The organism is Enterobacter sp. RHBSTW-00593, assembly GCF_013784105.1.
Taxonomy (GTDB): Bacteria; Pseudomonadota; Gammaproteobacteria; order Enterobacterales; family Enterobacteriaceae; genus Enterobacter; species Enterobacter ludwigii.
In genome coordinates, this window is record NZ_CP056393.1 from 4,579,942 (window position 1) to 4,606,437 (window position 26,496).

At 54.9% G+C, this 26,496-nt stretch carries 28 protein-coding genes; 12 read left to right on the plus strand and 16 right to left on the minus strand.

Features of this window, described 5'->3' with window-relative positions; genetic code table 11:
- Position 1: 1 nt before the first annotated feature.
- From HV242_RS22065 to acpT, 5 genes are read left to right on the plus strand one after another with little or no spacing between them, the layout of a single operon-like run.
- Entirely contained in the window at positions 2-1,171 is a 1,170-nt protein-coding gene (locus HV242_RS22065) for a beta-ketoacyl-[acyl-carrier-protein] synthase family protein (protein WP_047355831.1), read from the plus strand.
- The gene (locus HV242_RS22070; RefSeq protein WP_020884522.1) at positions 1,168-1,641 is read left to right on the plus strand and encodes an ApeP family dehydratase; all 474 of its coding nucleotides are present in this window, start codon (positions 1,168-1,170) and stop codon (positions 1,639-1,641) included. The genes HV242_RS22065 and HV242_RS22070 overlap by 4 nt, the downstream gene beginning before the upstream one ends.
- Complete coding sequence (locus tag HV242_RS22075) at positions 1,638-2,369, plus strand: 3-ketoacyl-ACP reductase FabG2 (RefSeq protein ID WP_020884521.1); 732 nt, start codon at positions 1,638-1,640, stop codon at positions 2,367-2,369. The genes HV242_RS22070 and HV242_RS22075 overlap by 4 nt, the downstream gene beginning before the upstream one ends.
- Positions 2,366-3,595 carry a beta-ketoacyl-ACP synthase gene (locus HV242_RS22080; RefSeq protein ID WP_020884520.1) on the plus strand — a complete coding sequence of 410 codons (1,230 nt, stop codon included), beginning with the start codon at positions 2,366-2,368 and terminating at the stop codon, positions 3,593-3,595. The genes HV242_RS22075 and HV242_RS22080 overlap by 4 nt, the downstream gene beginning before the upstream one ends.
- 2 nt (positions 3,596-3,597) lie before the next feature.
- Positions 3,598-4,191: a 4'-phosphopantetheinyl transferase AcpT gene (gene acpT / locus HV242_RS22085; RefSeq protein WP_014172047.1), complete on the plus strand. Its 594-nt coding sequence runs from the start codon at positions 3,598-3,600 to the stop codon at positions 4,189-4,191.
- On the opposite strand, the gene arnF is transcribed toward acpT, so the two are convergent.
- From arnF to HV242_RS22125, 8 genes are all read right to left on the minus strand, one after another.
- Entirely contained in the window at positions 4,148-4,552 is a 405-nt protein-coding gene (arnF, locus tag HV242_RS22090; protein ID WP_049021795.1) for a 4-amino-4-deoxy-L-arabinose-phosphoundecaprenol flippase subunit ArnF, read from the minus strand. The two genes, acpT and arnF, sit on opposite strands and share 44 nt — an antisense overlap.
- Complete coding sequence (arnE, locus tag HV242_RS22095; RefSeq protein ID WP_014172049.1) at positions 4,549-4,887, minus strand: 4-amino-4-deoxy-L-arabinose-phosphoundecaprenol flippase subunit ArnE; 339 nt, start codon at positions 4,885-4,887, stop codon at positions 4,549-4,551. The genes arnF and arnE overlap by 4 nt, the downstream gene beginning before the upstream one ends.
- A complete protein-coding gene (gene arnT, locus HV242_RS22100) occupies positions 4,884-6,539 on the minus strand; it encodes a lipid IV(A) 4-amino-4-deoxy-L-arabinosyltransferase (protein ID WP_032679159.1) in 1,656 nt (551 codons plus the stop codon). The genes arnE and arnT overlap by 4 nt, the downstream gene beginning before the upstream one ends.
- A complete protein-coding gene (arnD, locus tag HV242_RS22105; RefSeq protein ID WP_063215119.1) occupies positions 6,536-7,438 on the minus strand; it encodes a 4-deoxy-4-formamido-L-arabinose-phosphoundecaprenol deformylase in 903 nt (300 codons plus the stop codon). Before arnD ends, arnT begins: the two co-directional genes overlap by 4 nt.
- The gene (arnA, locus tag HV242_RS22110) at positions 7,435-9,417 is read right to left on the minus strand and encodes a bifunctional UDP-4-amino-4-deoxy-L-arabinose formyltransferase/UDP-glucuronic acid oxidase ArnA (RefSeq protein ID WP_063858533.1); all 1,983 of its coding nucleotides are present in this window, start codon (positions 9,415-9,417) and stop codon (positions 7,435-7,437) included. Before arnA ends, arnD begins: the two co-directional genes overlap by 4 nt.
- Entirely contained in the window at positions 9,414-10,397 is a 984-nt protein-coding gene (gene arnC, locus HV242_RS22115; protein ID WP_020884516.1) for an undecaprenyl-phosphate 4-deoxy-4-formamido-L-arabinose transferase, read from the minus strand. The genes arnA and arnC overlap by 4 nt, the downstream gene beginning before the upstream one ends.
- Before the next feature lies 1 nt (position 10,398).
- Positions 10,399-11,538: a UDP-4-amino-4-deoxy-L-arabinose aminotransferase gene (arnB, locus tag HV242_RS22120; RefSeq protein ID WP_181616938.1), complete on the minus strand. Its 1,140-nt coding sequence runs from the start codon at positions 11,536-11,538 to the stop codon at positions 10,399-10,401.
- Between the two features lie 322 nt (positions 11,539-11,860).
- Positions 11,861-12,367: a phenolic acid decarboxylase gene (locus HV242_RS22125; RefSeq protein ID WP_020884514.1), complete on the minus strand. Its 507-nt coding sequence runs from the start codon at positions 12,365-12,367 to the stop codon at positions 11,861-11,863.
- 99 nt (positions 12,368-12,466) lie between these two features.
- Between HV242_RS22125 and HV242_RS22130 the strand changes: the two genes are divergently transcribed.
- Both HV242_RS22130 and HV242_RS22135 read left to right on the plus strand, forming a co-directional pair.
- Positions 12,467-13,348 carry a LysR family transcriptional regulator gene (locus HV242_RS22130; RefSeq protein ID WP_020884513.1) on the plus strand — a complete coding sequence of 294 codons (882 nt, stop codon included), beginning with the start codon at positions 12,467-12,469 and terminating at the stop codon, positions 13,346-13,348.
- A gap of 33 nt (positions 13,349-13,381) precedes the next feature.
- A complete protein-coding gene (locus HV242_RS22135; RefSeq protein ID WP_025202822.1) occupies positions 13,382-14,176 on the plus strand; it encodes an SDR family NAD(P)-dependent oxidoreductase in 795 nt (264 codons plus the stop codon).
- A 4-nt stretch (positions 14,177-14,180) separates the two neighbouring features.
- Here HV242_RS22135 and HV242_RS22140 read toward each other — a convergent pair whose 3' ends face one another.
- Positions 14,181-14,708 carry an NlpC/P60 family protein gene (locus HV242_RS22140; protein ID WP_020884511.1) on the minus strand — a complete coding sequence of 176 codons (528 nt, stop codon included), beginning with the start codon at positions 14,706-14,708 and terminating at the stop codon, positions 14,181-14,183.
- 240 nt (positions 14,709-14,948) lie between these two features.
- Here HV242_RS22140 and HV242_RS22145 point away from each other — a divergent pair, with 240 nt between their 5' ends.
- Positions 14,949-15,611, plus strand: coding sequence for an HAD family hydrolase (locus HV242_RS22145; protein WP_014172059.1), 663 nt, complete (start codon positions 14,949-14,951; stop codon positions 15,609-15,611).
- 45 nt (positions 15,612-15,656) lie between these two features.
- Here the strand turns inward: HV242_RS22145 and HV242_RS22150 are convergent, their stop codons facing one another.
- Together HV242_RS22150 and HV242_RS22155 are read right to left on the minus strand one after the other, a co-directional pair.
- Complete coding sequence (locus HV242_RS22150) at positions 15,657-16,685, minus strand: TerC/Alx family metal homeostasis membrane protein (RefSeq protein ID WP_181616872.1); 1,029 nt, start codon at positions 16,683-16,685, stop codon at positions 15,657-15,659.
- A gap of 165 nt (positions 16,686-16,850) precedes the next feature.
- Positions 16,851-17,249 carry a potassium channel family protein gene (locus tag HV242_RS22155; RefSeq protein ID WP_020884509.1) on the minus strand — a complete coding sequence of 133 codons (399 nt, stop codon included), beginning with the start codon at positions 17,247-17,249 and terminating at the stop codon, positions 16,851-16,853.
- Between the two features lie 334 nt (positions 17,250-17,583).
- On the opposite strand from HV242_RS22155, the gene HV242_RS22160 reads away from it, so the two are divergent.
- Positions 17,584-18,918 carry an MFS transporter gene (locus HV242_RS22160; protein WP_014172063.1) on the plus strand — a complete coding sequence of 445 codons (1,335 nt, stop codon included), beginning with the start codon at positions 17,584-17,586 and terminating at the stop codon, positions 18,916-18,918.
- Between the two features lie 37 nt (positions 18,919-18,955).
- On the opposite strand, the gene HV242_RS22165 is transcribed toward HV242_RS22160, so the two are convergent.
- On the minus strand, positions 18,956-19,693 hold the full coding sequence (locus tag HV242_RS22165; protein ID WP_020884507.1) for an IclR family transcriptional regulator: 738 nt from the start codon (positions 19,691-19,693) through the stop codon (positions 18,956-18,958).
- A gap of 169 nt (positions 19,694-19,862) precedes the next feature.
- On the opposite strand from HV242_RS22165, the gene HV242_RS22170 reads away from it, so the two are divergent.
- Together HV242_RS22170 and HV242_RS22175 are read left to right on the plus strand one after the other, a co-directional pair.
- Positions 19,863-20,555: an RraA family protein gene (locus HV242_RS22170; protein ID WP_047954794.1), complete on the plus strand. Its 693-nt coding sequence runs from the start codon at positions 19,863-19,865 to the stop codon at positions 20,553-20,555.
- Positions 20,555-21,493, plus strand: a complete 939-nt coding sequence (locus tag HV242_RS22175) for an NAD(P)-dependent oxidoreductase (RefSeq protein ID WP_020884505.1) — start codon at positions 20,555-20,557, stop codon at positions 21,491-21,493. Before HV242_RS22170 ends, HV242_RS22175 begins: the two co-directional genes overlap by 1 nt.
- 461 nt (positions 21,494-21,954) lie before the next feature.
- On the opposite strand, the gene rcnR is transcribed toward HV242_RS22175, so the two are convergent.
- Positions 21,955-22,227: a Ni(II)/Co(II)-binding transcriptional repressor RcnR gene (rcnR, locus tag HV242_RS22180; RefSeq protein ID WP_000019951.1), complete on the minus strand. Its 273-nt coding sequence runs from the start codon at positions 22,225-22,227 to the stop codon at positions 21,955-21,957.
- A gap of 122 nt (positions 22,228-22,349) precedes the next feature.
- Here rcnR and HV242_RS22185 point away from each other — a divergent pair, with 122 nt between their 5' ends.
- Positions 22,350-23,465, plus strand: a complete 1,116-nt coding sequence (locus tag HV242_RS22185; RefSeq protein ID WP_001572377.1) for a nickel/cobalt efflux protein RcnA — start codon at positions 22,350-22,352, stop codon at positions 23,463-23,465.
- Positions 23,466-23,722: 257 nt separating this feature from the next.
- Here HV242_RS22185 and HV242_RS22190 read toward each other — a convergent pair whose 3' ends face one another.
- The 3 genes from HV242_RS22190 to pcoR all read right to left on the minus strand — a co-directional run bounded on the left by HV242_RS22190 (position 23,723) and on the right by pcoR (position 26,452).
- Positions 23,723-24,157: a hypothetical protein gene (locus tag HV242_RS22190; RefSeq protein ID WP_000723070.1), complete on the minus strand. Its 435-nt coding sequence runs from the start codon at positions 24,155-24,157 to the stop codon at positions 23,723-23,725.
- A 217-nt stretch (positions 24,158-24,374) separates the two neighbouring features.
- Positions 24,375-25,775 carry a copper resistance membrane spanning protein PcoS gene (gene pcoS, locus HV242_RS22195; RefSeq protein WP_064673678.1) on the minus strand — a complete coding sequence of 467 codons (1,401 nt, stop codon included), beginning with the start codon at positions 25,773-25,775 and terminating at the stop codon, positions 24,375-24,377.
- The gene (pcoR, locus tag HV242_RS22200) at positions 25,772-26,452 is read right to left on the minus strand and encodes a copper response regulator transcription factor PcoR (protein ID WP_001188930.1); all 681 of its coding nucleotides are present in this window, start codon (positions 26,450-26,452) and stop codon (positions 25,772-25,774) included. The genes pcoS and pcoR overlap by 4 nt, the downstream gene beginning before the upstream one ends.
- Between the last annotated feature and the right edge of the window lie 44 nt (positions 26,453-26,496).

Genomic DNA, 26,496 nt, shown 5'->3' on the forward strand with positions numbered 1-26,496 from the left:
GATGATTTACATTTCTGCTGTTGGCATGGTCAACGCGCTGGGTAACTCGCTGGATGAGATTGCCGCTAACCTGACGGCGGGCGTAGCCCCTGGCATGCATTGTCGGTCCGGCTGGTTGCAGGATGCGCCCGACGCCGTGCTGGGTGGCGTGGAAGGCGAGTTGCCGTCCATTCCGGATACCCTGTCCGCGCACCGCACCCGCAATAACCAGCTGCTGCTGGCCGCGCTGGCACAGATTCAATCCGCCGTTGACGACGCGATTGCCCGGGTCGGCCGCGACCGCGTGGCCGTGGTTTTGGGTACCAGCACCTCCGGCCTCGATGAAGGGGATGAGCACGTACGATTAACGCTCAACGGCGAAGCCAGCACCCGGTGGCAGTATCCGCAACAGGAGCTGGGCGATCCGTCCCGCTTTCTGGCAAACTGGTTACAGCTCGAGGGCCCGGCATATACCCTCTCGACCGCCTGCTCCTCCAGCGCGCGGGCAATTATCAGCGGCCGGCGTCTGATTGACGCCGGGCTGGTGGATATTGCCATTGTGGGCGGCGCAGATACCCTGAGCCGGATGCCCGTCAATGGCTTTCACAGTCTGGAATCGCTTTCTCCAACGCTCTGCGAGCCGTTTGGCCGCGACCGTCGGGGTATCACCATTGGTGAAGCCGCTGCGCTGATGGTGTTGACCCGTGAGCCCGCCGGGGTCGCGCTGCTGGGAACAGGCGAGTCCAGCGATGCTTACCATATTTCGGCGCCGCATCCGCAGGGTGAAGGCGCCATTCGCGCCATTACCCAGGCGCTCAATGACGCGGGTCTGCAGCCGGAGGATATTGGCTATATCAACCTGCACGGCACCGCCACACCGCTCAACGATCAGATTGAATCACACGTGGTACACGACCTCTTTGGAGAAAACGTGCCCTGCAGTTCTACCAAACACCTTACCGGCCATACGCTGGGCGCTGCCGGTATCACCGAAGCGGCGTTGAGCTGGCTTATTCTGACGCGTGACCTGCCGTTACCCCCACAGGATTTCGCCCGCTACGCGCCGGACGAAACGCTGTCGCCGTGCGGCGTGCTGCACCAGAGCACCGCGCTGAAAAAACCGGTCATTTTATCTAACTCGTTCGCGTTTGGTGGCAACAACGCCAGCATCCTGCTGGGGAGAGTGTCATGAGCTACTTATCACCCGTCGACTATCTGCCGCACGATGCGCCAATGATGCTGCTGGGATCCGTTGAACGCGTCACCGACGATTCCGCCGTATGCCGTGTCGCGGTCAACGGCCAAAGCGTACTGGCGCCCTTTTTGAATGCCGAGGGCGATTTGCCTGGCTGGTACGCGCTCGAACTGATGGCGCAGACCGTTGGCGTCTGGTCAGGCTGGCATCGCCAGCAGAAAGGGCAAGATCATATTGCGTTGGGCATGGTGCTGGGTGCGCGCGAGTTGGTCTGCGCCAGTGGACATTTCGCAAAAGACGCGACGCTGGACATCACCGTCAGACTGCTGATGCAGGATGAACGCTTCGGCAGTTTTGAATGTACGATCTCCTCAGGTGAGGAGACGCTGGCCACGGGCCGGGTCAATACCTTCCAGCCGAGCGCAGAAGAATTAACATCGCTTTTTAATCAGGGATCTCACGCATGAGTCGTTCCGTACTGGTCACCGGGGCCAGCAAAGGCATTGGTCGTGCCATCGCCTGCCAGCTTGCCGCTGATGGGTTTACCGTAGGCGTACATTACCACCGTGACGCCGCAGGCGCGCAGGCGACGCTGGATACCATCACACAGGCGGGCGGTCAGGGTCGCCTGCTCTCTTTCGATGCAGGTAACCGCGAACAGTGCCGTGACGTGCTGGAGCAGAATATCGAGGCCCACGGCGCATGGTATGGCGTGGTCAGTAATGCCGGTATCACCCGCGACGGTGCGTTTCCGGCCCTCAGCGAAGACGACTGGGACAGCGTCATCCATACCAATCTCGACAGTTTTTATAACGTTATTCAACCCTGCATTATGCCGATGATCGCCACCCGAAAAGGGGGGCGCATTATCACCTTATCCTCCGTGTCCGGCATGATGGGCAACCGCGGTCAGGTGAACTACAGCGCGGCAAAAGCGGGCATTATTGGCGCGACCAAAGCACTGGCAATTGAGCTGGCAAAACGCAATATCACCGTGAACTGCATTGCGCCGGGGCTGATTGATACCGGCATGATTGAAATGGAAGAGGCTGCGCTGAAAGAGGCAATGTCCATCATTCCCATGAAACGGATGGGCCAGGCCGAAGAGGTTGCAGGACTTGCCAGCTATCTGATGTCAGATATTGCAGGCTACGTTACCCGCCAGGTCATTTCCATCAACGGAGGAATGCTATGACGCGTCGCGTGGTGATTACCGGTATGGGCGGCGTTACCGCCTTCGGCGAGGACTGGCAATCCGTTTCCCGCAGGCTGCTGGCGTATGACAACGCGGTACGCAAAATGCCGGAGTGGCAGGTTTACGATGGCCTCCACACTCTGCTGGGCGCGCCGATTGATGATTTCACCCTGCCGGAACACTATACCCGCAAGCGTATTCGCGCCATGGGCCGCGTGTCGTTGATGTCGACCCGCGCCACCGAGCTGGCGCTGGAGCAGGCGGGGCTGATTGGCGAGGCGGTGCTCACAAATGGCCAAACCGGTATCGCCTATGGTTCCTCCACAGGCAGTACCGGGCCGGTCAGCGAATTCGCCACCATGCTCACCGAAAAACACACCCACAACATCACCGGTACGACCTATGTGCAGATGATGCCGCACACGACCGCGGTGAATACCGGCCTGTTCTTTGGCCTTCGGGGTCGCGTTATCCCGACGTCGAGTGCCTGTACGTCGGGCAGTCAGGCCATTGGCTACGCCTGGGAAGCCATTCGTCACGGTTATCAGACCGTGATGGTCGCAGGCGGAGCAGAGGAGCTTTGTCCGTCAGAGGCGGCGGTATTTGACACCTTATTCGCGACCAGCCAGCGCAACGATGCGCCGAAAACCACCCCTTCGCCATTTGATACGCAGCGTGATGGTCTGGTCATTGGGGAAGGCGCAGGCACCCTGATTCTGGAAGAGCTTGAGCATGCCAGAGCACGCGGTGCAACTATCTATGGCGAGATCGTTGGCTTCGCCACCAACTGTGATGCAGCCCATATCACCCAGCCACAACGTGACACCATGCAAATTTGTATGGAGCAGTCGCTGGCGTTAGCAGGGTTAAGCGCGCGGGACATGGGGTACATCTCCGCGCACGGTACCGCCACCGATCGCGGTGATATCGCCGAAAGCCAGGCCACCGCCGCCATCTTTGGCGACAACGTGCCAATTTCGTCGCTGAAGAGCTATTTTGGCCACACGTTAGGCGCCTGTGGGGCACTGGAAGCCTGGATGAGTCTGCAGATGATGCGTGAGGGCTGGTTTGCCCCGACGCTCAATTTAAGACAACCGGATGAGCAATGTGGTGCTTTAGATTATATTATGGGTGAAGCCCGTCAGATTGACTGCGAGTATCTGCAAAGCAATAACTTCGCATTTGGCGGCATCAACACGTCGATAATCATCAAACGCTGGGCGTAACTATGTACCAGTTTATACTGGGAAAGATCTCCACCCTGAGCGCAGACCCGCTGGCGTCGACGCTTGCACATATGGCACCTGCGGGTGCACGAAATGCATCCTGGCTGGCGGGGAGAACCCTGCTCGCCAAAACGCTTTCTCCTTCTCCGTTACCCGAGATCGTCTATGGTGAGCAAGGGAAGCCGACCTTCGTGGATGCGCAGCCCTTCTGGTTTAACCTGAGTCACAGCGGCGATAATATCGCGCTGCTGCTGAGCGACGAAGGCGAAGTGGGGTGTGATATCGAAGTTATCCGCCCACGTGAAAACTGGCAGGCGCTGGCTAACGCCGTCTTCAGCGTGGCGGAACATGCGGAGCTGGAGCGCGAAGACCCGGAGACAAAGCTTTCTGCTTTCTGGGGGATCTGGACGCGTAAAGAGGCCATCGTGAAGCAGCGAGGCGGCAGCGCCTGGCAGATTGTCAGCATCGACAGCACGTCGCAGACGCATTCGGTAAGCCAGCTCCAGTTCGGCTCGCTCAGTCTTGCCGTCTGCACCTCAACGCCTTATACCCTTACCGCCGGGACGATTGCTCACCACGGGATGTCCGTGGCATAAAAATCACCAGCACGCCGAGAATAATCATCCCGACCCCCGCCAGCCCGTGCCAGGAAAAGTGTTCGTTCCAGCCGGGCAACAAAATGGCCGCGGCCCACACCAGAATGTAACTGAGGCTCAGCAAGGCATACGCTTTGCTGAGCGCCATGCGATGCAACGCCAGATACCAGCAGCCCATCGAGGCCACATACCCCATGAGTCCCAGCAGCAGCGCGCCAGTACCGGATGAGAAGTGCCAGAGCGCCGAGACAAACGCATAAAGCTCGCTGACTGGCGGCAGGGCCTGCATGGCATAGCGCAGCAGCAGCTGCGCCGCGCTGACCAGCATTACGCTGCATAACGCCCAGAACGTTCCTCTCACAGGCTTCCTCCGAGGATAACAATGCCGATGATGATGAACCCGACGCCCAGCCAGTGATGCAACGCGACTTTTTCATGCCAGAATGCTTTCGCCGCCAGGGTCACCCAGACAAAATTGAGGCTCAGCATAGGGTAGGCAACGCCGACAGGCAGGCGCTGCAGGACCACCAGCCAGACCAGCATGCCGCTGCCCAGTGCCAGCAATGCCAGGCCCAGCCACAGCATAATATGCGCGCCACGCCGTCCGGCTTTCGCCGGACGGGTGGCCTGCTTCTGACACAGCTGCCCTGCGCAGGTCAGCAGGCTTGCCAGTATCAACCAGAGCCAGGTCGTCATTGCGGTAAATACTGCAGCCAGGCCAGACGGCCCTGAATATACAGGCTGTCCGGTTCTGGCAGATGAGCCCGCTTAATATCGTCGTGTTTTGACAGCAGGATCACCAGTGACACGCCCCCCTGCTGGCGATGCGTTGCCAGCCACTGCGCAAAATTATCTTTCTCGACAAACCGGTCTTTCACATCCGGGTACGCTAGCCCGTAGCTCAGCTCGCCGCTCTGACCAAACAGAATGATGTCATTACGCTTAAGCTCCCACGCCAGCCCGGAGGCCACGCCAACATTGTTCGCCAGCACAAACCGACTGCTCTGAAGCGGGTCACGGATGGTATCCACCAGCGACTGCGGCTGTTTGGAATCTACCACCAGGTTAGGAATGGCAAACCCAATCAGCAGCGCCACGCCAGCAGGACACAACGCCGCCAGCCACCAGCGCTGCGCGCTTTGCCGCACGGTAAACCAGCCGACAGCCGCCCAGATGAGAAACGCCAGCACCGCGCAGAAGACTTTATACAGCTCAACGGATGTCCAGACCGGATGCTTAGCAACCCCCCACGGTGAGACCACCAGCGCCGCCACCACGCCAATCACACCAAACGCCAGGTTAATCCCGCCGTTAATGCGTAACGCTCTGGCCCCTTTGTCCGCCGCGATGCAGGCATAGCGCGCCATCAGGATAGCCAGCGGAGCAAAACACGGCAGGATGTAGGTTGGCAGTTTGCCTTTGGCAATGCTGAAGAACAGCAGCGGCATCACGACCCATCCAAGCAGATAAAAGCCACCGCCCGTGTTGTCTCTTTCGCGCCAGCCCAGCCGAAACGCGCCGGGCAACAGCGCCAGCCACGGCAGACTGCCGGCCAGCAGGAACGGCAGGTAGTACCAGAACGGCGCCTTGTGCTGAGCATCGCTCTGGGCAAAGCGCTGAATATGCTCAACCCAGAAGAAGTAGCGCCAGAAATCAGGCTCTCGATGCGCAATGGCCAGCGCCCAGGGCAGGACGATCAGCACACAGCTCACGATGGCCAGCCAGCCAAAGATCAGCACCTCTTTCCAGCGCTTCTGCGCAATCACCCACGGCAGCACACCTATCACCGGCACCGCCAGCGCCAGGAATCCTTTGGTCATCACCCCCATGCCGCAGGCAAGCCCGAGCAGCACGTAGCCACCCGCTTTTCCGGCCACGGTTTCAGCCTGCGAGGCCAGCCAGAAGCTGCACATAGCGGCCACCAGCCACAGGGTAATGATGGGATCCAGCACGGCGTACGTACCAATGCCATACACCAGGAACAGGGTCAGGAAGATAAGGCCTGAGAAAATGGCAACGCGCTTATCCCGCCACAGGCGCCACGCCATCCAGATCACCAGCAGAGCCGTCAACCCGGTTGAGAATATGGCGCCGGCGCGCACGGCAAAGTTAGTATGCCCAAACAGCAGTTGCCCGATACTGTTGATCCAGTAGCCCGCAATCGGCTTTTCAAAGTAACGCAGCCCCAGAAAATGCGGGACAATCCAGTCTCCAGACGCCAGCATTTCGCGGCTGATTTCCGCATAGCGCGTTTCATCAGGCTGCCACAGCAGGCGGATATCGATCGGAATGAGGTAGTAAACGATAAACAGTGCGAGAAGCGCTAAGCCATAACGGGCTGCTTTCATGATACCGGACTCACGGTTTGTTGATAGCCAAGCCAGCCTTCCCGGCCAGCCAGTTCATTACGCACAATTTTGCCCACGGGCAGGACGCTAAGATCCTCTGGCAGCAATTCGCTCAATGGACAAAACTGAATCTCCTCCTGAGCGGCCATCGTCAACAGTGCATCGAAATCATGCTGATACGCAATCCCTTCCACTTCCGCGTGGATGGTATAGACGGGCGTACCAGCGTCGCGATGAATGCAGTCCAGAATATAGCGATTGAACCCTCCGGCACTGACCTCGCGCCCAACCACTTCATCCCAGGTGGGAAGCGTGACCGGGATTTGCACCGTCCCCAGGCGATTCTCCCCGATGAGCGGCAAAAAAGGCCCGGTGCCGCGGCAATCGCTGTTGTAGCGAAACGCGAAGGGTTCTTTAGCTTTCACCACGCGTTGGTCGGCACGCCATCCCGCCACGGCGGAGCAGCGAATCGTCTGACCGGTAATGGCCTCCAGCTCCAGCATGCCGCGCTCAACTTCACGCGACAGGCGTGGAATATCCCAGACGCCAGCCCAGGCCTGCCAGGCATGGTGATCCCAGGCGTGCAGTCCAACCTCATGGTGCTGTGCCGCGTCGCGGATAACGGCTTCATTACCCGCGCCAATGCGCCTGCCGGGCCATGCGGTTCCGGCCAGCAAAATATCCCAGCCGTAGAGAGAGGCTGCGCGTGAGCGCAGCATTTTGAACAGAAATGCCGGTTTAACCAGACGCCATAAATGACGTCCCATATTGTCAGGCCCCACGCTGAAGAAAATGGATGAGCGCACGTTGTGCTTGCTCAGCAGTTCCAGCAGTTTGGGTACGCCGTCACGCGTCCCCCTGAAGGTGTCGACATCAATGCGTAAACCGACTTTTCTCATGAGACCTGTTCCGACAGCTCCACGGTGCGCAGGAAGAAATCGAGCGTTTCATCAATGGTCTGATCCATCTTCACCGTCGGTGTCCAGTTCAGGCAGCGTTTCGCATTACGAATGCTCGGTTTACGGTGCTCAACGTCCTGATAACCTTTACCGTAGTAGCTGCTGCTTTCCACTTCACGGAAACCGGCAAACGGCGGGAAGCGATCGCGCAGCGGATGACGTTCAAAGCTTGCCAGCAGCATCTCAGCCAGCTCGCGAATGCTCGCTTCGTTATCCGGGTTACCGATGTTGATGATCTCTCCGTTGCAGCGACCCTCTTTGTTTTCGATGATGCGGAACAGCGCCTCGATACCGTCGCTGATATCCGTAAAGCAGCGTTTTTGTTTACCGCCTTCGATAAGCTTGATGGGCGAGCCTTCCACCAGGTTCAGGATCAGCTGGGTGATGGCACGTGAGCTGCCGATACGCGCCGCGTTAAGGTTATCCAGACGTGGCCCCATCCAGTTAAACGGACGGAACAGCGTAAAGCGCAGACCCGCTTTCTCGCCGTAGGCCCAGATCACGCGGTCGAGCAGCTGCTTGGAGACGGAATAAATCCAGCGCTGTTTGTTGATCGGCCCGACGACCAGGTTAGAGGTATCTTCGTCGAAGTTTTTGTCAGTACACATGCCGTACACTTCAGAAGTGGACGGGAAGATGATGCGCTTGTCGTATTTCACACAGTCGCGGATGATCTTCAGGTTCTCTTCGAAGTCCAGCTCGAACACGCGCAGCGGGTTACGGGTGTACTCAATCGGCGTGGCAATCGCCACCAGCGGCAGCACCACGTCACATTTTTTAATGTGATATTCAATCCACTCGGAGTGAATGCTGATATCCCCTTCCACAAAGTGGAAACGCGGGTTGTCGAGGAAACGACTGATAGCATCAGCACCGATATCCAGACCATAAATTTCGTAGTTATCGTCTTTCAGCAGACGCTCGGTCAGGTGGTTGCCGATAAAGCCGTTGACGCCGAGGATCAGCACGCGGGTGCGGCGTTTGATGGCCACAACCGGTGCGCTGGTGATCAGTGCGCCAGTGACCAACCCCAGAGACTGAGCCAGCTGCGCGCCCTGAACGTAAACGCCGTTATCGGTTTGCCCGGTAACGATCTCCAGCGCCTGTTCGCCGCAGCTGACAATCAGCGGGGAAGCCGAGACAACGGTGCCCGGTTTGGCGGCAGGAATGTCGTCGCGTACGCGGGATTTCCAGACGATAAATTTACTTACGCCTGCAAAGCTGTACGCCCCCGGCCAGGGGTCGGTAACGGCACGCACCAGGTTGTGCAACTGACGAGCCGGCTTGTTCCAGTCCAGGCGACCATCTTCTGGCCAGCGACGGCCAAAACAGCTCGCCTTGCTCTCATCCTGCGCGGTCTCGCTGAAGGTGCCGTTAAGGATCGCTGGCAACACATCACGTAACAGGCTTTGCGCTACGGTGCAGAGTTTCTGATGAAGCTGCAGCGCAGTTTCATCCGCGTCGATAGCCACGCGCTGCTGCGCGATGATGGCACCGGCATCTGCGCGGTGCACCATACGGTGCAGAGTGACGCCGGTTTCCGTTTCGCCGTTCACCAGCACCCAGTTCAGCGGTGCGCGGCCACGGTAGGCGGGCAGCAAAGAGCCGTGAAGATTAAATGCCCCTTTTGCGGCCAGACTTAAAATCTCATCGCAAATCAGGTTGCGATAATAGAACGAGAAGATGGCATCAGGCGCGAGCGCCCGGATGCGGTCCACCCACAGCGGATGGTTGACATCGTCCGGGGCGTAAACCGGAATACCGCGCTCTGCGGCGATACGCGCCACCGAGCCAAAGAAGTTATTCTCTCCGGCCGTGTCCGGATGCGTGAAGATTGCAGCGATTTCATAGCCCGCTTCCAGCAGGGCCAGCGTGCCCGCACACCCCATATCGTGATAGGCAAAGACAACAGCTTTCATGGGTGAATTTCCTCTTGAGATGCTTTGTGTTCCTGGCGGACAACACGTTGAATAAAGTAGCGCGGACGTGCGCGAACATCGTTATAAATACGGCCAATGTATTCCCCGAGCAGGCCCATCCCGACAAACTGGGCGCCGATGAACATAAACAGCACGGCAAAGAGCATGAAGACCCCTTCCGCCGCCCACTGGGGACCGTAGATCAGGCGGAGTAACACCAGCAGCACGGAGAGCGCGAAGCCGAACACGGCAATGATGCTGCCGAAAACGCTCAACAGGCGCAGCGGCGTGGTGGTCAGGCAGGTGATAAGGTCGTACATCAGGTTGATGAGACGCATAAAGCTGTACTTCGACTCCCCGTGCTCGCGCTCGGCGTGCAGTACCGGAATTTCCGTCGCCTTACGGGCAAAGGTGTTCGCGAGAATGGGAATAAACGTGCTGCGTTCATGGCAGTGCAGCATGGCGTCGACAATATGGCGGCGGTAGGCGCGCAGCATGCAGCCATAATCGCCCATCGCTTTGCCGGTGGTCCGCTGGATCAGACGGTTGATTGTGCGGGAAGCCAGCTTACGGAACAGGCTGTCCTGACGGTTTTGCCGCACCGTGCCGACCACGTCGTACCCTTCATCGGCCTTTGCAACCAGACGCGGGATCTCTTCCGGCGGGTTTTGCAGATCGGCATCAAGCGTAATAATCAGATCGCCCGTCACGTGGCTGAACCCGGCCATAATGGCGGAGTGCTGGCCGTAGTTACGGTTAAGCAGCACGGCAACAATATGGCTGCCCTCGGCCTGCGCGGCTTCGGTCAGCATCAGCGCGGAATTATCGCTACTGCCATCATCCACCAGCAGTATTTCATAGGCTTTGCCGAGCGTGTCGCAGGCGGCCGTCGTGCGGCTGATCAGTTCGGGCAGGCTCTCCTGTTCGTTGTAAACGGGGATAACCACAGAAACTTTTTGTACAGGCGGTGCGCTGAACATATCAATTTCCTGCAAGCTGATGGAGCGCGGTAATGACGCGGGTTGTGTCGTCATGAGTCATGTCCGGGAAAAGGGGGAGAGAACAAATACGCGCGCTATTCCATTCAGAATTCGGGAGCGATACATCAGGAAAACGCTCGCGGTAGTATTTTTGCGTGTGCGCCGCGCGGAAATGCAGGCCGGTGCCAATGCCTTTTTCCTTCAGGGCTGCCATCAGGTTGTCGCGAGAAATCCCGCAGCGGGCTTCATCCACGCGAATGATGAACAGATGCCAGGCGTGGACGTGCGGCCATGAAGGAATACGCAGCGGCTGGAATGGCGTATCGGCAAGCTCGCGCAGATAGCATTCAGCAATGTCATGACGTCGTGCGTTGGCCTCTTTCAGTTTGCCCAACTGCACCAGCGCCAGCGCGGCGTTGATATCCGCCAGGTTGTATTTGAAACCGGGCGCGATAACTTCTGCCTGCGGCGCACGACCGTGCGTCTGGCGGTCGTAGGCATCCACACCCAGGCCGTGGAATTTCAGGCTACGGATCCGCTGCGCCAGTTGCGCATCGTCCGTGACCACTAACCCGCCTTCGGCGCAGGTCATATTTTTAATGGCGTGGAATGAGAAAATCGCGGTGCCCTGCCAGCCCACGTGACGTGAGTGGTAGTACGTGCCGGCTGCATGCGCCGCATCTTCAATGACCGGGATACCGTGACGTTCCCCGATGGCGCGAATGGCGTCGATGTCACACGGCGCGCCGGCATAATGAACCGGAACAATCGCTTTTGTGCGCGGCGTAATGGCGGCGTCGATCGCATCCGGCGTGACCATCAACGTATCCCGGTCCACATCAATCATCACCGGGGTTGCGCCCAGCAGCACAATCATATTCAGTGTGGATACCCAGGTCAGGGAGGGGGTAATCACTTCATCGCCTGGACCAATACCCAGCGCCATCAGCGTGACATGCATTCCCGCGGTCGCTGAGCTGACGGCAATCGCATGTTGATTCCCGGTTAGCTGACAGAATGCCTCTTCAAGCGCCTGATTTTTCGGTCCTGTGGTGATCCAGCCGGAGGTTAATACCTCCTGCAACGCCGCTAATTCCTCGCTACCCATGGACGGCCGGGAAAAAGGCAAAAAATCACTCATCATTAATTTCCTTGAAATATGAATGGCACGCTTTTGATATTAACCAAATGCCGGCTCGTTTATTTCAACGAACCATAAACTTATATCAAGGTAGCTATCATTTCTTAGGGAAAAATTAAGAAAGACATTCCATTCACTTCACCCACCCATTAACCACTTAAAATACAAAGAGTTAAATTATTATGAATTATTTATTGTGTGATCAAACTCGACCTTTGCCTGCAATTTTTTAAACATAACATCAACAAACAAAAAAAATCCCGGCTATTTCTTTTAAAAGAAGAAATAGCCGGGAACTTTTCTTTTTAGTTAATTGTCGCGCTTATTTTAAATTATCAGGAAAGTTTTTTGGTAACTCGCTCGCCGCGCAGGCAATAACGCTTTCATTATTCGCCCCACAGTCGCGAACAAAGGTGATCGTCGCAAATTCATCAATGACTTCAGTGGGGTATGCCGGGCCCGCATCACGATACGCATTCATCAATGGAATATGATCGTTCTGGAAGCAGACGGTTTTTTCTGGATTGTTGATCACCCAACGTGGGAAGAAGATGGTGCCGTGGAACAGTTTGTCACCCAGGTTTGCTATCAGGCTCACGTCGGTACCGGTTGGTTCTGTCCAGGAAATTTTATAGATGCTCTCCCCTACGCGAACAATATAAGCCTGCTGATCTTTCACCCAACGGTTCGCCACAATCCCGCTGTGAATACGGTAATCAAGGGTGGTTTCATTTTTGACATAAATCTCGTAGTTCCAGCCATTATCATAGGTATATACAAGGTGTTTGCCGACGAAGCCGCTTAAGTCATGTTTGTCGAAGGTGTTCATAATGTGTCTCCTTTGTTTTGATGAGACGATCGTACCCCTTCAAAAAATGAATGAATAACGCTATGTTTGAATCAAATTCATCCAAATTTTAGATTAATCATGCATAAGACGACGCTTGAACAATGGTCATTACTGGAAAGAGTGGTCGAGGCAGGCAGCTTTGCCAAAGCAGCGGAAGAGACCAACCGCAGCCAGTCCTCGGTCAGCTATAACCTGTCGCTGCTGCAGGAGCGGCTGGGCGTGGCGCTGCTGGTGCCCGAGGGGCGGCGGGCTGTCTTAACCCCGGCCGGCGAACTCCTGCTCAACCAGGTTAAACCGTTGCTGAAAGCCTTCGCCTATGTTGAGACCCGTGCGGCAAGCCTGCGTAATGGAATGCGCACGCGGTTAGATCTGGTGGTGGACAGCATTTTCCCGCGCCGACGCCTGTTCGCTATTTTGCGTCAGTTCCAGCAGCTGTATCCGCAAACGCAGGTCCGCCTCACCGAAGTGCTGGAAAATAGCCGCACCGATGTCATTAATGATGAAGCCGACGTGATGGTGTTAACCCGCCGCCAGGACATAACCGGTCTTGGCGAATGGCTGATGAATATCGACTTTGTTGCCGTGGCGCATCATCAACATCCCCTCTTTAGCCTCGACGCGCCGCTTAACGACGATATGCTGCGCCCGTGGCCGCTCATTCAGATAGCCGACAGCCAGACCGCCGCGCGTGCGGCCGGCGAGTCGTGGACCTTTTCCACCATTGACGCAGCCATAGAGGCGGTGATGTCTCAGGTCGGCTATGGCTGGCTGCCAGAGGAGCGTATTCAGACCCAGCTTGATCTGGGGGTGCTTAAACGCCTGCCGCTTAGCCATGGCGCACGCCGGGCTACGCCGCTGCACCTGATTGTGAAACGCTCCCTCGGCCCGCTGGATGAACAGGTTGAGACCCTGCTGCGCCTTTTTAGCCAGGAGCCGCCATCCTCACCTGCTACGCTTTAAGGTCCGAACGTTAAACACGATAAGGAGCAGATGATGAAGATCGATTTTACGGGGAAAGTCGCGCTGGTGACCGCCTCTACCGGCGGGATCGGGTTCGCCATAGCCCGAGGGCTGGCTGAAAGCGGTGCGGAAGTGATCATCAATGGCCGTAGCACGGAGTCTGTGAATAAAGGTATCCAGCAGCTACAACAGGTTGTGCCTGGGGTGCAGGTACGCGCCGCAATTGCCGACCTCAGCACGGCTGAAGGGGTGGAATCGCTGCTGAACGTGGCGACCCACGTCGACATCCTGGTCAACAATGCCGGCATTTACGGCCAGCAGGATTTTTATGGCACCGACGATGACACCTGGGAGCGTTACTGGCAGACAAACGTGATGTCCGGCGTGCGTATCTCCCGTGCGCTGCTGCCCGGTATGGTGCAGAAAGGCTGGGGACGCGTGGTGTTTATTTCGTCCGAGTCGGCCTGCAATATTCCGGCGGACATGATCCACTATGGCGTGACCAAAACGGCGCAGCTGTCGCTCGCTCGCGGGCTGGCGAAGTTCGTGGCGGGAAGCGGTGTCACGGTGAACAGCGTATTGCCCGGCCCCACCCTTTCAGACGGTTTTGCCGGCATGATGAAAGACGAGATCGAGAGAACCGGCAAATCGCTGGAGGAACTGGCGAAAGAGTTTGTGATGACTCACCGCCCGAGCTCGGTTATCCAGCGTGCCGCGACGGTGGAAGAAGTCGCCAATATGGTGGTGTATGTCTGCTCGCCCCAGGCCTCCGCCACCTCGGGCGCGGCACTGCGCGTCGATGGCGGCGTGGTGGATGACATCATCTGATCCCTCAGACAGAACGGTCTGTGACCCGTCGGGCAGTAATATAGTGCGCCTGCCAGTAGTCATCAGTCAGGGTTGAGACGGTTACGCCCTGGCTGCGTGAGGCATGAATAAACTGGCTATTGCCGATGTACACGCCCACGTGCCTTCGGTCTGGACCGGTCTGAAAGAAGACCAAATCCCCCGCCTTCAGACGGTATTGCGCCACCTTCACGCCGCGATGGATCTGTTCGCCCGTCGTGCGCGGCAGATTAAGGTGCGCCGCATCGCTGAACAGATGCTGCATCAGCGCGGAGCAGTCCACGCCCCGATGTGTGGTCCCGCCCCACTGATAGTGGGTGCCTTTCCACTTCTGGTATTGATCAAGGATCCGGGTACGCAGTGGTCCTGTTTCCTGGTGCAGCAGCGCGGATTTTGCCGGTGAAAGGGCGAGCTCGCGGTTCATTGACAGCATCGACGCCGGCAGTTGAAAACTCAATGCCGAAAACGAAGCCAGACTTAACGAGAGGATTGAAATAAGCGATCTAAACGTCATATCAAAATAGATTCAGTGAGTGAATATTTTCCTTACCGGTGGGGGCCAACGTTCCCCCGAAATAGCGCTCAATGTGGCGATAATATAGACAGCTCGCTTTTCAACCAATTATTATTGAGACCAAAAATGGACTCACTTTCCGATCGCAAGATCGCGAAAAAAATGCTCAAGACAGAAGGACAGACAGGGTAAAGCAGGTAAACTAATCAACAGAATGTGTATTTTAGCTAAGACGTATTTATGACCAATATGATTGCCGACGAGGCCGTGGCCAAATCCAACGTGCTCTCCGTCTTCGACTTTGATGGAACACTGACGCACCACGACAGCTTTATCCCTTTCCTGCGTTTTGCCTTTGGTAAACGTTACTTCGCGGGCCGCCTGGTGCGTATGGCCTTGCCCACGCTGCACTGCGTGCGTCGTAAGCTGACGCGCGATGAGCTGAAGGAAGTGCTGATTAAAACGTTCCTGACGGGCGTGGATGAACACTGGCTACGCCAGCAGGCGGAAGCGTTTTGCGAAAAATACTGGGACAAGCTGATGCGCCCTGCCGGCGTACTGGCCGTCGCCGCAGAGGTGAATTCCGGTGCGGAAGTGACCATCTGCTCCGCCTCCCCGGCGCTGGTGCTCCAGCCATGGGCTGACAAGCTAGGGATTAAGCTGATTGGCACACAGCTGGAAGTGAAAGACGGCAAGCTGACCGGACGTATCACCGGCAACAACTGCCGCTGTGCCCAGAAGGTGGCGAGGCTGGAAAAAGTGTATGGCGATCTGAATAGCTACCACCTGCGCGCGTGGGGCGATACCCGCGGCGACCATGAACTGCTGGCGGCGGCGCAGGATGCACACTGGCGGCACTTCCATCCACCGCGCAAGCGTCGACATTCACCGATTAAGTGTTAGACACTGTCTACCCGAAAACGGCAACCAAAGGTTGCCGTTTTGCTTTTAATGGGCTTCTTTCTTACCCGGGAACATCACGCTGGTGATAATCCCCAGCGCCAGCACGCCAAGCACCACAAACAGGCTTGCCGTGGCACCAATGCTGTAACCGTGGTGCCAGAAGTGATCGGTGGCATTTAATCCGAGCTTGAACGCCACGAAGAACAGCAGCACCACCACCGCTTTCTCCAGATGCACCAGATACTGCTTCAGCGCTTCCAGCACGAAGTAGAGCGTACGCAAGCCGAGGATGGCGAACATCATTGCGCTGTAAATAATAAGCGGCTCACGGCTGACGGCAATAATGGCCGGCACGGAGTCAAACGCGAACATCACATCAGAGAGTTCCACGACCGCCACGCAAAGCAACAGCGGCGTTGCGTAGCGCTTCGCCTTCTTCACGCGTCCAACCGATACGTCCTGGTTTTCAGGTTTCTCCAGCTCCGCGTCCACCTCTTTCTGGGTCAGAATAAAGGCATTGCTGCTGATTTTAGGCCAGACAGGATAGAAGCGTTTCACCAGACGGTAAGCCAGATGGCCGGAGTAATCTTCAACCTCGTCACTCTCTTCATTACGTCTGAGCATCATCACCGCCGTCCAGCCGACGACCAGCGCGAAGATAACCTCCACGTAAGGCCCCAGACTTAACAGGCTGGTCCCAATGGCCACAAAGATACCGCGGAAAACAATCGCCCCGAGCACGCCCCAGTAGAGGACACGGTGACGATATTTATCCGGCACGCCGAACCAGGCAAAAATCGCCATCATCACAAACAGGTTATCGACGGAGAGCACCTCTTCCAGCGCGTAACCGGTGAGGAACAGGCTTGCCATCTCTGCGCCGTGGTGAACATACAGGAACCCGGCGAAAGCCATGGCCATCATGACCCAGAAGAGGGACCACATGGCAGCGCTTTTCAGCGAGATCGGTTTATCGTGACGGTGCATAAAGAGGTCGATAAACATCGCCCCGACGGCCATCACTACAAAGACAACAACGGTTTCAGTCGGGAAACCGAGATGAGCAGCAGACATACACAACCCTTTTGGCAGACAAAACACAACACCATGCAAACTGGCGTAAACCAGGAACGGAAAGGGGCAGGCTGTTTACCAGCCTTTAACCCTTAAAGCCGCGGCCTTCCAGGCCCGGCAAAGAGAGGTACTTTACCGCACTCCATGGGGTCGCGCATCTGCCGTTTAGGCGCTCATGCCGCGCAAACGCTGCAGTACGGCCACCAGAACCGCCACTGACCAGCCCACCATCAAGGCGCCGACCAGGCCTTCCACACCCCCAATCAGCCGCCAGTGCTGAGGCAACGTGACATCGCCGTATCCCACCGTGGCGTAACTGACCAGCGAAAAGTAGAAGCTGGTGTTCCAGTCGTTAAATGCATCGATAACAAAATAAAACCCGGCGAAGAGACCGGCTTCAAGAAGATGGGCGAAGATCATGGAGATAACGATCCCGACGTTACGCAAAACCACGCGCACCGCAGAGTCGACCTCTAAATTAATGAATTTTAAAACGCAAAACATCCACAGCGAATGGATGACCACCGTAAGGGTAAGCAAAATAATGATGCTGAGTAGCTGCATGAAAGGTGCTCTGACCGGGAAGAAAAATGACCCCGCGAACGCAGCGGGGCACCTGGAGCTGTCTGGCCTGGTCGAAGCTTAGTGGATCGGAGGAAAAAAGTTGGTGCAATAATTGCGCTGCGTGATTATCACTCTTATAGAGTCTCCTCTTTACGGCTGGTTCGACTGCTGTGAGTGATATATCTGGAGCGCACTATCTGTGAGTCACCTCTTATTTACATCATTTAAACCTCCCATTAACTGGATAAAAAGAACGCGCCGTCGCTATAGTGGTTTTGTTTAATAAAACTCAGTTGTACCTAATAAAACAAAGAACATACCCTGCGAGGACACAATGACAGAACATTTACGTAACGGTGCTACCGCCACCGAGGACATAGAAAGAGAGACGATGCGGAAGGTGATCTGGCGTATTCTCCCGTTTCTGATTGTCAGTTACCTGGTCTCCATTATCGATCGCGGGAATATCGGCATGGCTTCGCTGCAGATGAATGAGGACCTTGGCCTCAGCAAAGCTGCATTTGGCTTCGCCAGCAGTCTTTATTTCGTGGCCTATTTTCTGTTTGAAGTACCCAGCAACCTGGCCATGCAGAAAGTCGGCGCCCGTCTGTGGATCCCGCGCATTATGATCAGTTGGGGCATCGTCTCCATGTGTATGTCCCTGGTGCAGAACACCACGTCGCTCTATATCGTCCGTTTTCTTCTCGGTGCTGCAGAGGCGGGCTTCTTCCCGGGCGTCGTGCTGTATCTGACCTGGTGGATCCCGTCCCGCTACCGCGCACGCATTATTGCGTCCTTTATGGTCGCCATCCCGCTCGCTAACTTCATTGGCTCCCCGCTTTCCGGGTTGATACTGTCACTGGATGGCTGGCTGGGTCTTCGCGGCTGGCATCTGCTGTTCATTATTGAAGGCTTGCCGGCGGTGCTGCTGGGTATTGCCGCCTGGTTTATTCTCCGGGATCGCCCTCATCAGGCGAGCTGGCTTAGCAGTGAACAGAAACAATGGCTGGAAACCACGCTGGAAACCGAGCGCAATCAGCAAAAGAATATCGGACACCAGACCACCTGGCAGTTGCTAAAGCATCGCCAAATCTGGCTGATGGCGCTGATTTACGCGGGTGCATCGTCCGCGGGTACCACCATCAGCGTCTGGTCTCCTCAACTGCTGAAATCCTTCCATCTCGATAATCTTGAGACAGGTCTGCTTAACGCCATTCCTTACGGTCTGGCATCTGTTCTCATGATTGTATGGGGGCGGAATTCCGATCGTACCAACGAACGCCGCTGGCATACCGCACTCACGCTATTCATAATTGCCGCCGGCGTGTTCGCCGCCTTTGTGAGCGTTTCGCTGTCTGCCACGATCGTTATCCTCAGCATTATGCTGATAGGCGCCTATTCAATGAAAGGGCCTTTCTGGGCGCTGGCGTCCGGTTGGATGAGCAGTACCTCAGCGGCGGCGGGACTGGCCGCGATTGGTGCCATCGCAAACCTGATAGGCGGGGCGGTGATGGTAAACGCGTACGGCATTATCAATGAGCGTACGGGCAGCTACACGCTGGCGATGCTTCCGCTGGCCGCGCTGTGCGTGGCCGGGGGGATAGCGGTGCTCATTATGGGCCGACAGGCCCGCAACGCTCAGCTACACGAAAAACAGGTCACGCATTAGCGTTGACAGAAGCGGGACAACTGTCCCGCTTCTGCATTTAAAGATGTTCTTCCGCCGTATCGCTCGTTTCCCCAAAAAACTGCTGACAGAAGAGCTTACTGGCTCCCATTTTCTGCGACAGACGGCTTGCTGCCGCCTTCATCAACTGACCTATCTCCTTCTCACGACGATCTTCCGTCAGCCGTGAGATGGGGCCGGTCAGGGCTAACGCCGCAACCAGCTTGTCGTGAACGCCGAAGACAGGCATCGCAAACGCAGCGGTGTGGGGATCGCGTGCGCCTGACGTGTAGAATGGGAGTTCAGCGTCTCCCTCCGGCAGGCTCTCATTGAGCCCCCAATGGCGTAATACCTTACTGATGGCCGAATTATCGAGCGGAAACTGGCTACCGGGAAGATTGCTGTGTCGCAGGCCATGCGACGCTTCAGCGCGAAACAGGCAAAGCCGCTGCCCTCCCTCCAGCACATACCAGCTGGCACTCTCCTGAGACGCCAGGGATAAGGCCTGGAGCTCTGGCTGAACCACTCGGGAAAGATGGAAAGATTGTTCATACAGCTTGCCGAGGTAAAGCAGACGTGGGCCCAGCGCATAATTGCCGTCTTCATGCCTGACGACGTAATTCATCCGTTCAAGAGAATTCATCAAGCGGTAAACCGTGGTTTTGTGATAACCCGATAGCTGTGCCAGCGCGGTCAGCGTCAGGCTCTCATCTCCAGGACGGAAGCAATCCAGTAAAGCCAGCGCTTTTTCAACCGCTACAACGCCTTCATTCCCCATCATTATCTCCTTGTTAGCCCGGCAGTGAGTGTACCTCAAATTTTGTGAGTCACTTCGTGTTTACATCACAAACGCCATCTTGGGTCTGGCTAAAAGGAAAGCAACACCGCTATAGTTGTTTTGCACTGTACACCTGCATTGTACTTAGTAAAACAATATGGAGGCATTCATGTCCGTTACTGAAAAAAAACCGATTAATCGCCAGTTTGATCGCGTTTCTGCCGAGGACGTTCGTCGGGCTGCCGAGTATCAGGCCGCTATTCTGGCCGACGTGGCCGGTCGCCGCGGTACGCTTCATGGCCGCATCAAACCGCTGGCTCCACACATGTCCGTTGCGGGTCCGGCCATCACCGTTGAAGTCCGTCCGGGTGATAATCTGGCGATTCATGCCGCGATGGCGGTGGCGCAGCCCGGCGATGTCCTGATCGTCGATGGCAAAGGCGACCTGAGCTGCGCACTGCTTGGGGAAATCATGGCCACTCAGGCTCAGGCGAGCGGCATTGCGGGCATTATTATTGACGGCGCTGTACGAGACGCCGATACCTTGAGCAAAGGTCACTACCCTGTCTTTTCTGCCGGTCTGAATCCCTGCGGCCCGACAAAGCTAATTTCTGGTCGGGTTAATCATCCCATTTCAGTCGCCGGGGCGACGGTTCAGGCCGGGGATCTGGTTGTCGCGGATATCGACGGCGTGGTAGTCATCCCGCGCGATGAGGTTCAGGAAGTTATCGCGCTGGCAAAAGGTAAGCTGGAGATGGAGACCCGACGCCTTGCCGCCATCCGTGAAGGCGATTTACGTCCACACTGGCTTGATGACGCGCTGCGTAAGGCAGGTATGTTAGATGAAGGGGAGACGCTGTGATGGGGGGCAAAGACGTAGTTCTGGTTACCGGAAGCGACCTGGCGGAGCAGGCCATGGTGATGTTGCAGGGCTTTGAGGTGGTGTTTGCGGGCCGCCAGCCCACAGAAGATGAACTGATCGCGCTGTGTGAACGACACAATCCTGTGGCGATTCTGGTACGTTACGGCAAGATTACCGCGAAAGTCATGGATGCCGCCCCAGCTCTTCAGGTTATTTCCAAGCACGGAAGCGGGATCGATGTGATAGACCAGACGGCAGCGGCCGAGCGCAACATCGCCGTCCGCGCTGCGCCAGGTGCAAACGCGGCGGCAGTGGCTGAACATACCTGGGCGCAGATCCTCGCCTGCGCAAAGTCGGTGGTGCCTCTGGACAAGCGCCTGCGAGACGGGCACTGGGATAAGGCAACGCATAAATCCATTGAACTGGAGGGCTTAACGTTAGGGCTCATCGGATTGGGTGCTATCGGCTCGCGTGTGGCACATATTGGTCACGCATTCGGCATGAAGGTGCTGGCTTACGATCCCTATGCTAAGTCCATGCCTGCCCTGTGCGAACGCGCAGAAACGCTGAATGGACTTCTTTCCCGTTCCGATGTCATCTCTTTGCACTGTCCGCTGACCGATGAGAATCGGGGGATGATCAATAGCCAGACGCTCGCACACTGCAAGCGGAACGCAATTCTGGTAAATACGGCACGCGGCGGACTGATCGACGATGAATCGTTACTGGCGGCGCTCAGGGATGGCACGCTGCACAGCGCAGCGCTGGACAGCTTTACCCACGAGCCGCTGACGGCGCCGCACCTCTGGCAGTCCGTAGAAAACGTGGTTATTTCACCGCATATTGGCGGCGTTACCGCAGCGTCATATATCAAGATGGGGACAGTGGCCGCGAGCAATATTCTTGCTGTAACTGACGTAACCACCGTCAGCCCGTAAAGCTATCTGTGACGAGTGGCAGTGCTCTTATGTCACTTGTCTTCTGCTGTACACAGACATTAAAGTTGTCTCCTTTAACATGAAAAAGACTTTAAAGTTGTCTACTTCTTCAGATAGACCTACTTAACAGGATACTAAGTAGGTCATCTCCTTTCTCGCGTAGCATCTCTCGACGTTCACAGCAGAGGACACGTTTCAAAATGTCATCCAAAATTTTTTTCCATTATCTGACGTTGGGTGATTTTGATGGTCAGCGAGTAGAGGCTTTAACAATGTGGGTTGCCCTGAGCAAAGTAAGGGAAGTAGATGTACCAGAAATGTACGCGTTGCCTTGCATGAAGGGGGGCATCTTAAAGCTCATTGATTAAACAAACTCACTATGCCGCTACAAACAGCCCAAAACCGTCACTTGATAACGTGTTATTTAGATAAATTAATGCTCAGGGCTTTTAGCCAAACTGTCACTTGATGTAAGAATCCAGAACCTTCAGCACAACGTCCAGGTCTTCTTCTCGTTTCTGTTCTTCACTTTCATGAACAATATGTTCAGTCAAATGTCCTTTAATCACTTCACGCAATAAACCATTCACGGCACCACGTATGGCGGCTATTTGTTGCAGTACAGCGGCACATTCGTGAGGTTCATCAAGCATTTTTTTCAGCGCAGCAACCTGCCCCTGGATCTTGCTTGTACGTGCTTTCAGTTTTTGTTTATCGCGGATGGTATGTGACATGTGGGCTCTCACTCTCCTGGATATTTTATGTAACTATACCAGCGTTATTCTACTGGGGGGTAGTATATTTTACTGGGGGGGAGTAGAATCCGGCCTACACTTAATAACCAAGAATGATTCTCATGAACGAATTTACGACACTTCTTCAGCAAGGCAACGCATGGTTTTTCATCCCCAGCGCCATTCTGCTTGGCGCGCTTCATGGACTGGAGCCCGGGCACTCCAAAACAATGATGGCAGCATTCATCATTGCTATAAAAGGCACCGTACGTCAGGCCGTGATGCTGGGTGTCGCGGCAACATTGTCGCACACTGCAGTCGTATGGCTGATTGCTTTTGGAGGGATGTATATCAGTAATAAATTTACCGCAGAATCAGCCGAACCCTGGCTACAGATGGTCTCTTCAGTGATCATCCTTGGTACGGCTTTTTGGATGTTCTGGCGAACCTGGAGCGGTGAGAAAAACTGGCTGGAGGGAATGCAGGAGAATGAACATCATCACCATGACGAAACAAGGTTGATCGATACTGGCCATGGAAAAGTTGAACTGTCCATTTTTGAAGAAGGACAACTTCCCCACTGGCGGCTACGCACTCTTAGTGGCCAAAGATGGGCTTCTGAAGATATCTCATTAACCACACTTCGGGAAAACAGTACGATCTCTCAGACTTTTGAATTTGTTGATCATGGTGATTATCTGGAGTCAACATCTCCCATCCCTGAGCCTCACAGTTTCAACGTACGTCTGTCTCTGGGACATCGTGGTCATGTCCATGACTATGATGTGGCGTTCGCTGAACACGACCATGACCATGACCACTCTGAGCTTGATGGGCTGGATGTGAATTCGAAAGAGTATCAGGACGCTCACGAACTGGCTCATGCCAATGACATAAAACGCCGCTTCGACGGGAAAGAAGTAACCAACGGGCAAATCCTGATATTTGGACTGACAGGAGGGCTTATCCCTTGCCCGGCAGCTATAACTGTATTGTTGATCTGCCTTCAGCTTAAAGCGCTTACGCTGGGTGCCACACTGGTTGTTTGTTTCAGTATCGGCCTGGCATTGACCCTCGTAACGGTTGGAGTGGGTGCGGCGATCAGCGTTCGTCAGGTCGCCAAACGCTGGAGTGGCTTCAATACCATCGCCAGAAGAGCCCCCTATATTTCAAGCGCCCTGATTGCTGCTGTTGGGATTTACATGGGTATACATGGCTGGAATGGGCTGGTGCATTAACACCGGTACTGATGACACACACTCTGGGTACTTACAAAGTACATCCTAAGCGCCACCGTTGAGGTTATGAGCAGAAAAACCCGGAATATAAAGCTGCTCTTTCCGGGACTTGTTGCTGAGGCAGGGATTAAGTAACTGATTAAATCCATTCCCATAAGACTCAATGATAAATGAAAGAATAAAAAAAACGCTCCCGAATGGGAGCGTAAGCCAGTGACTTCGGCGTCAAATGAGGGTCTAACAAGTGGAGCTGCGGGTTAATTCTGGGTGATCTGGCTGCGATGCTTTTCAGCCTGCTGCTGATGAATAACGGAAGACTGACCATTATTCGCCTTCTCGTGCACAACAGCGGCTTTTTCATGCTCGTTCATTTCTGAAAATGACGTTGCTGATTCGTTGGTGGCCCCTGGTTTGCCTTTCATCATTTTTTTATGCATCTCCGCCATGTCCTGGTGGGCAGAAGCGTTGCCGTTTTGCATCATTTCATGGGACATTGCAGCCTGATCGTGTCCGCTCATATCCATCATTGTCATACTGTCTCCCTGAACAGCGCTTTTTTCAGAGGTTGACTGCATCTGATGGGCGGGTGCCTGGGCATTATTTACCTGGTCATGCATGTTCATTGTCTCTGCAGCCATGGCGGATGAAGCGACAGCCATAATGGCAACAAATGATACAAGGATCTTTTTCATGGTTGGGTCTCCGGTGTTTTCATACCCAAACAATCAACGGCTTATAACAGAGAAAGCATTTGATCTCAGGGCGGGTTATTCATCACTCCAGGAACCAGGCGATTGCGTTATCACTCTGCTCCTGATTTATGTATGATTATAAAAAACCGCCTCTGTTTATCGCGTGACTGAATGATGACAATTTTGTCACCTTCCAGGTTTCTCCTGAAGAACGGGATTAATCCATTAACAGGCGCACTTTGAACACAATTTCCCGCCCCTGCTGTTCTGCTGACAGCTCGCCGCCATGAGCATGAATGATCGACCTTGTAATTGATAATCCCAGCCCCGCGCCTTCCGTGTTGTGGACCCTTGATGAATCAGCTCGATAGAACCGATCAAACAAACGTTCCAGATTAGCGGGAACCTGGCCGGACATCGTATTCGTAATCATCACGTTCACACAGTCACTGTCACGCTCAAGGTGTATCGCTGTACAGGTGTTATCGGGAGAATACTTGATTGCATTGGAAAGCAGGTTACTGAAAGCACGTCGCAGCATATCGCTGTCTCCGGCAACAACGCCCTCTCCTTCAACGGTGATTGTCTTTCCTGTTTCGTCTGCCAGAGGCTCGAACAGCTCACGTAATTCATTCAGTTCGGCGGCCAGATCCACATCATGTTTATCCAGCTGCAGCAGACCATGCTCTGAACGTGCCAGAAAAAGCATATCACTGGTCATTCGTGACAACCTTTTCAGTTCTTCCAGGTTAGCGAATAAGATTTCGCGGTAATGCGAAACATCCCTTTCCTTAGCCAGTGCAAACTGCGTCTGCATCATCAGATTACTGACCGGTGTGCGCAGCTCATGCGCGATGTCAGACGAGAAATCTGACAGTTTCCGGAATGACCCCTCCAGGCGATCGAACATGTTATTGAACTCCTGCATGGTCTCAGAAATTTCCGGCGGAGCCAAATCGGGATTAAGACGCTGATCCAGGCTGTGTACGGTCATGGAGGAAGCCAGACTGGTCATTTCCCGTAGCGGTTTCAGACCAATACGTGTGGTCAGCCAGCCCAGAAAAATAGAAATAAAGACCAGACCGATATTGAACCAGAACAGCCAGGTACTGAGCTTATCCATAAACAGGGTGTGATACCCAGTATCCGTGGCAACCGTAATGATGACATGTTTGCTTTTACCCTGTTCCGGCGTCACGGCAACCCGCCGCGAGATACTGCGGTACACGGTGTTATTTTCTTCCGTCTGGATCATATAGTCGAGAATATCACCCGACTTATTAAGCAGGACCGCTGGAACAACAGAATTTTTGGCATAGAGTTCAACAATTTTTTCATTTTCCATGTTTTTTATAGAAATGAATAAACCATTGTGCCCTACCATCGCATCGTTTATTTTTTCTGATAATGACTTAATATCCGTTTTGTTCCGGAACGTCTCTGTTTTAAGAAACTCTTCGGTGAGCTGAAGTTTACCTGTCAGAAAATCGCGGTCCTGATTATCGAAATAGCCATTAAGGGTGCTAATCAGGATAAAACTTGATAACCACCATACCGTAAGCATCACCGCAGAAAAAATCAGGCTCAGGCGTGTGGTCAGGGAAATTTTGAACCTCACTCTTCTCTGATCTCCAGGACATATCCGGCACCGCGAACGGTATGGATCAGTTTTGGCTCAAAGTCATCATCAATTTTACTTCTCAGACGTCTCACGGCGACATCAATCACATTCGTATCACTGTCAAAATTCATGTTCCAGACCAGGGACGAGATAAGACTCCTGGGTAACACTTCTCCGGTGCGTTGCAGCAGCAACTCAAGCAGAACGTATTCTTTACCGGTGAGATGGATCTTCTTCCCCGAACGGATCACGGTCCGGCGCACCATATCAACGGTCATATCGGCGATGGTGCAGACTGTTGCGGCCTGCGAGCGTGCCCGGCGCAGCAGGGTTCTTACACGTGCAACCAGCTCCGTAAAATCAAAGGGCTTAATCAGGTAGTCATCTGCGCCAAGCTCCAGTCCTTTCACTTTGTCCCGCACGTTGTCCTTTGCGGTTAAAAACAGGACCGGTTCTTCGTGCCCGGACTCCCTCAGTGCGCTGATGATTTGCCACCCGTCGAGGAAAGGCAGCATCACGTCCAGTATTATCAAATCATACTGTCCCTTCGACGCGGCCCCGAGACCATCGCGGCCATTATTAAAGAGATCGGCCTGATAGCCTTCCTCAACCAGTCCCTGCTGCAGGTAACGACCTGTTTTTTGTTCGTCTTCAACGATTAAAATACGCTGCATGGTTAACTCGCTGATATGAAAGTAAAAATCTCACGCATGAGCTT

Coding starts and splice junctions, on each gene's coding strand:
- HV242_RS22065 (WP_047355831.1), top strand. CDS start 2: ATGATTTACATTTCTGCTGTTGGCATGGTCAACGCGCTGGGTAACTCG.
- HV242_RS22070 (WP_020884522.1), top strand. CDS start 1,168: ATGAGCTACTTATCACCCGTCGACTATCTGCCGCACGATGCGCCAATG.
- HV242_RS22075 (WP_020884521.1), top strand. CDS start 1,638: ATGAGTCGTTCCGTACTGGTCACCGGGGCCAGCAAAGGCATTGGTCGT.
- HV242_RS22080 (WP_020884520.1), top strand. CDS start 2,366: ATGACGCGTCGCGTGGTGATTACCGGTATGGGCGGCGTTACCGCCTTC.
- acpT (WP_014172047.1), top strand. CDS start 3,598: ATGTACCAGTTTATACTGGGAAAGATCTCCACCCTGAGCGCAGACCCG.
- arnE (WP_014172049.1), bottom strand. CDS start 4,887: ATGACGACCTGGCTCTGGTTGATACTGGCAAGCCTGCTGACCTGCGCA.
- arnT (WP_032679159.1), bottom strand. CDS start 6,539: ATGAAAGCAGCCCGTTATGGCTTAGCGCTTCTCGCACTGTTTATCGTT.
- arnD (WP_063215119.1), bottom strand. CDS start 7,438: ATGAGAAAAGTCGGTTTACGCATTGATGTCGACACCTTCAGGGGGACG.
- arnA (WP_063858533.1), bottom strand. CDS start 9,417: ATGAAAGCTGTTGTCTTTGCCTATCACGATATGGGGTGTGCGGGCACG.
- arnC (WP_020884516.1), bottom strand. CDS start 10,397: ATGTTCAGCGCACCGCCTGTACAAAAAGTTTCTGTGGTTATCCCCGTT.
- arnB (WP_181616938.1), bottom strand. CDS start 11,538: ATGAGTGATTTTTTGCCTTTTTCCCGGCCGTCCATGGGTAGCGAGGAA.
- HV242_RS22125 (WP_020884514.1), bottom strand. CDS start 12,367: ATGAACACCTTCGACAAACATGACTTAAGCGGCTTCGTCGGCAAACAC.
- HV242_RS22130 (WP_020884513.1), top strand. CDS start 12,467: ATGCATAAGACGACGCTTGAACAATGGTCATTACTGGAAAGAGTGGTC.
- HV242_RS22135 (WP_025202822.1), top strand. CDS start 13,382: ATGAAGATCGATTTTACGGGGAAAGTCGCGCTGGTGACCGCCTCTACC.
- HV242_RS22140 (WP_020884511.1), bottom strand. CDS start 14,708: ATGACGTTTAGATCGCTTATTTCAATCCTCTCGTTAAGTCTGGCTTCG.
- HV242_RS22145 (WP_014172059.1), top strand. CDS start 14,949: ATGACCAATATGATTGCCGACGAGGCCGTGGCCAAATCCAACGTGCTC.
- HV242_RS22150 (WP_181616872.1), bottom strand. CDS start 16,685: ATGTCTGCTGCTCATCTCGGTTTCCCGACTGAAACCGTTGTTGTCTTT.
- HV242_RS22155 (WP_020884509.1), bottom strand. CDS start 17,249: ATGCAGCTACTCAGCATCATTATTTTGCTTACCCTTACGGTGGTCATC.
- HV242_RS22160 (WP_014172063.1), top strand. CDS start 17,584: ATGACAGAACATTTACGTAACGGTGCTACCGCCACCGAGGACATAGAA.
- HV242_RS22165 (WP_020884507.1), bottom strand. CDS start 19,693: ATGGGGAATGAAGGCGTTGTAGCGGTTGAAAAAGCGCTGGCTTTACTG.
- HV242_RS22170 (WP_047954794.1), top strand. CDS start 19,863: ATGTCCGTTACTGAAAAAAAACCGATTAATCGCCAGTTTGATCGCGTT.
- HV242_RS22175 (WP_020884505.1), top strand. CDS start 20,555: ATGGGGGGCAAAGACGTAGTTCTGGTTACCGGAAGCGACCTGGCGGAG.
- rcnR (WP_000019951.1), bottom strand. CDS start 22,227: ATGTCACATACCATCCGCGATAAACAAAAACTGAAAGCACGTACAAGC.
- HV242_RS22185 (WP_001572377.1), top strand. CDS start 22,350: ATGAACGAATTTACGACACTTCTTCAGCAAGGCAACGCATGGTTTTTC.
- HV242_RS22190 (WP_000723070.1), bottom strand. CDS start 24,157: ATGAAAAAGATCCTTGTATCATTTGTTGCCATTATGGCTGTCGCTTCA.
- pcoR (WP_001188930.1), bottom strand. CDS start 26,452: ATGCAGCGTATTTTAATCGTTGAAGACGAACAAAAAACAGGTCGTTAC.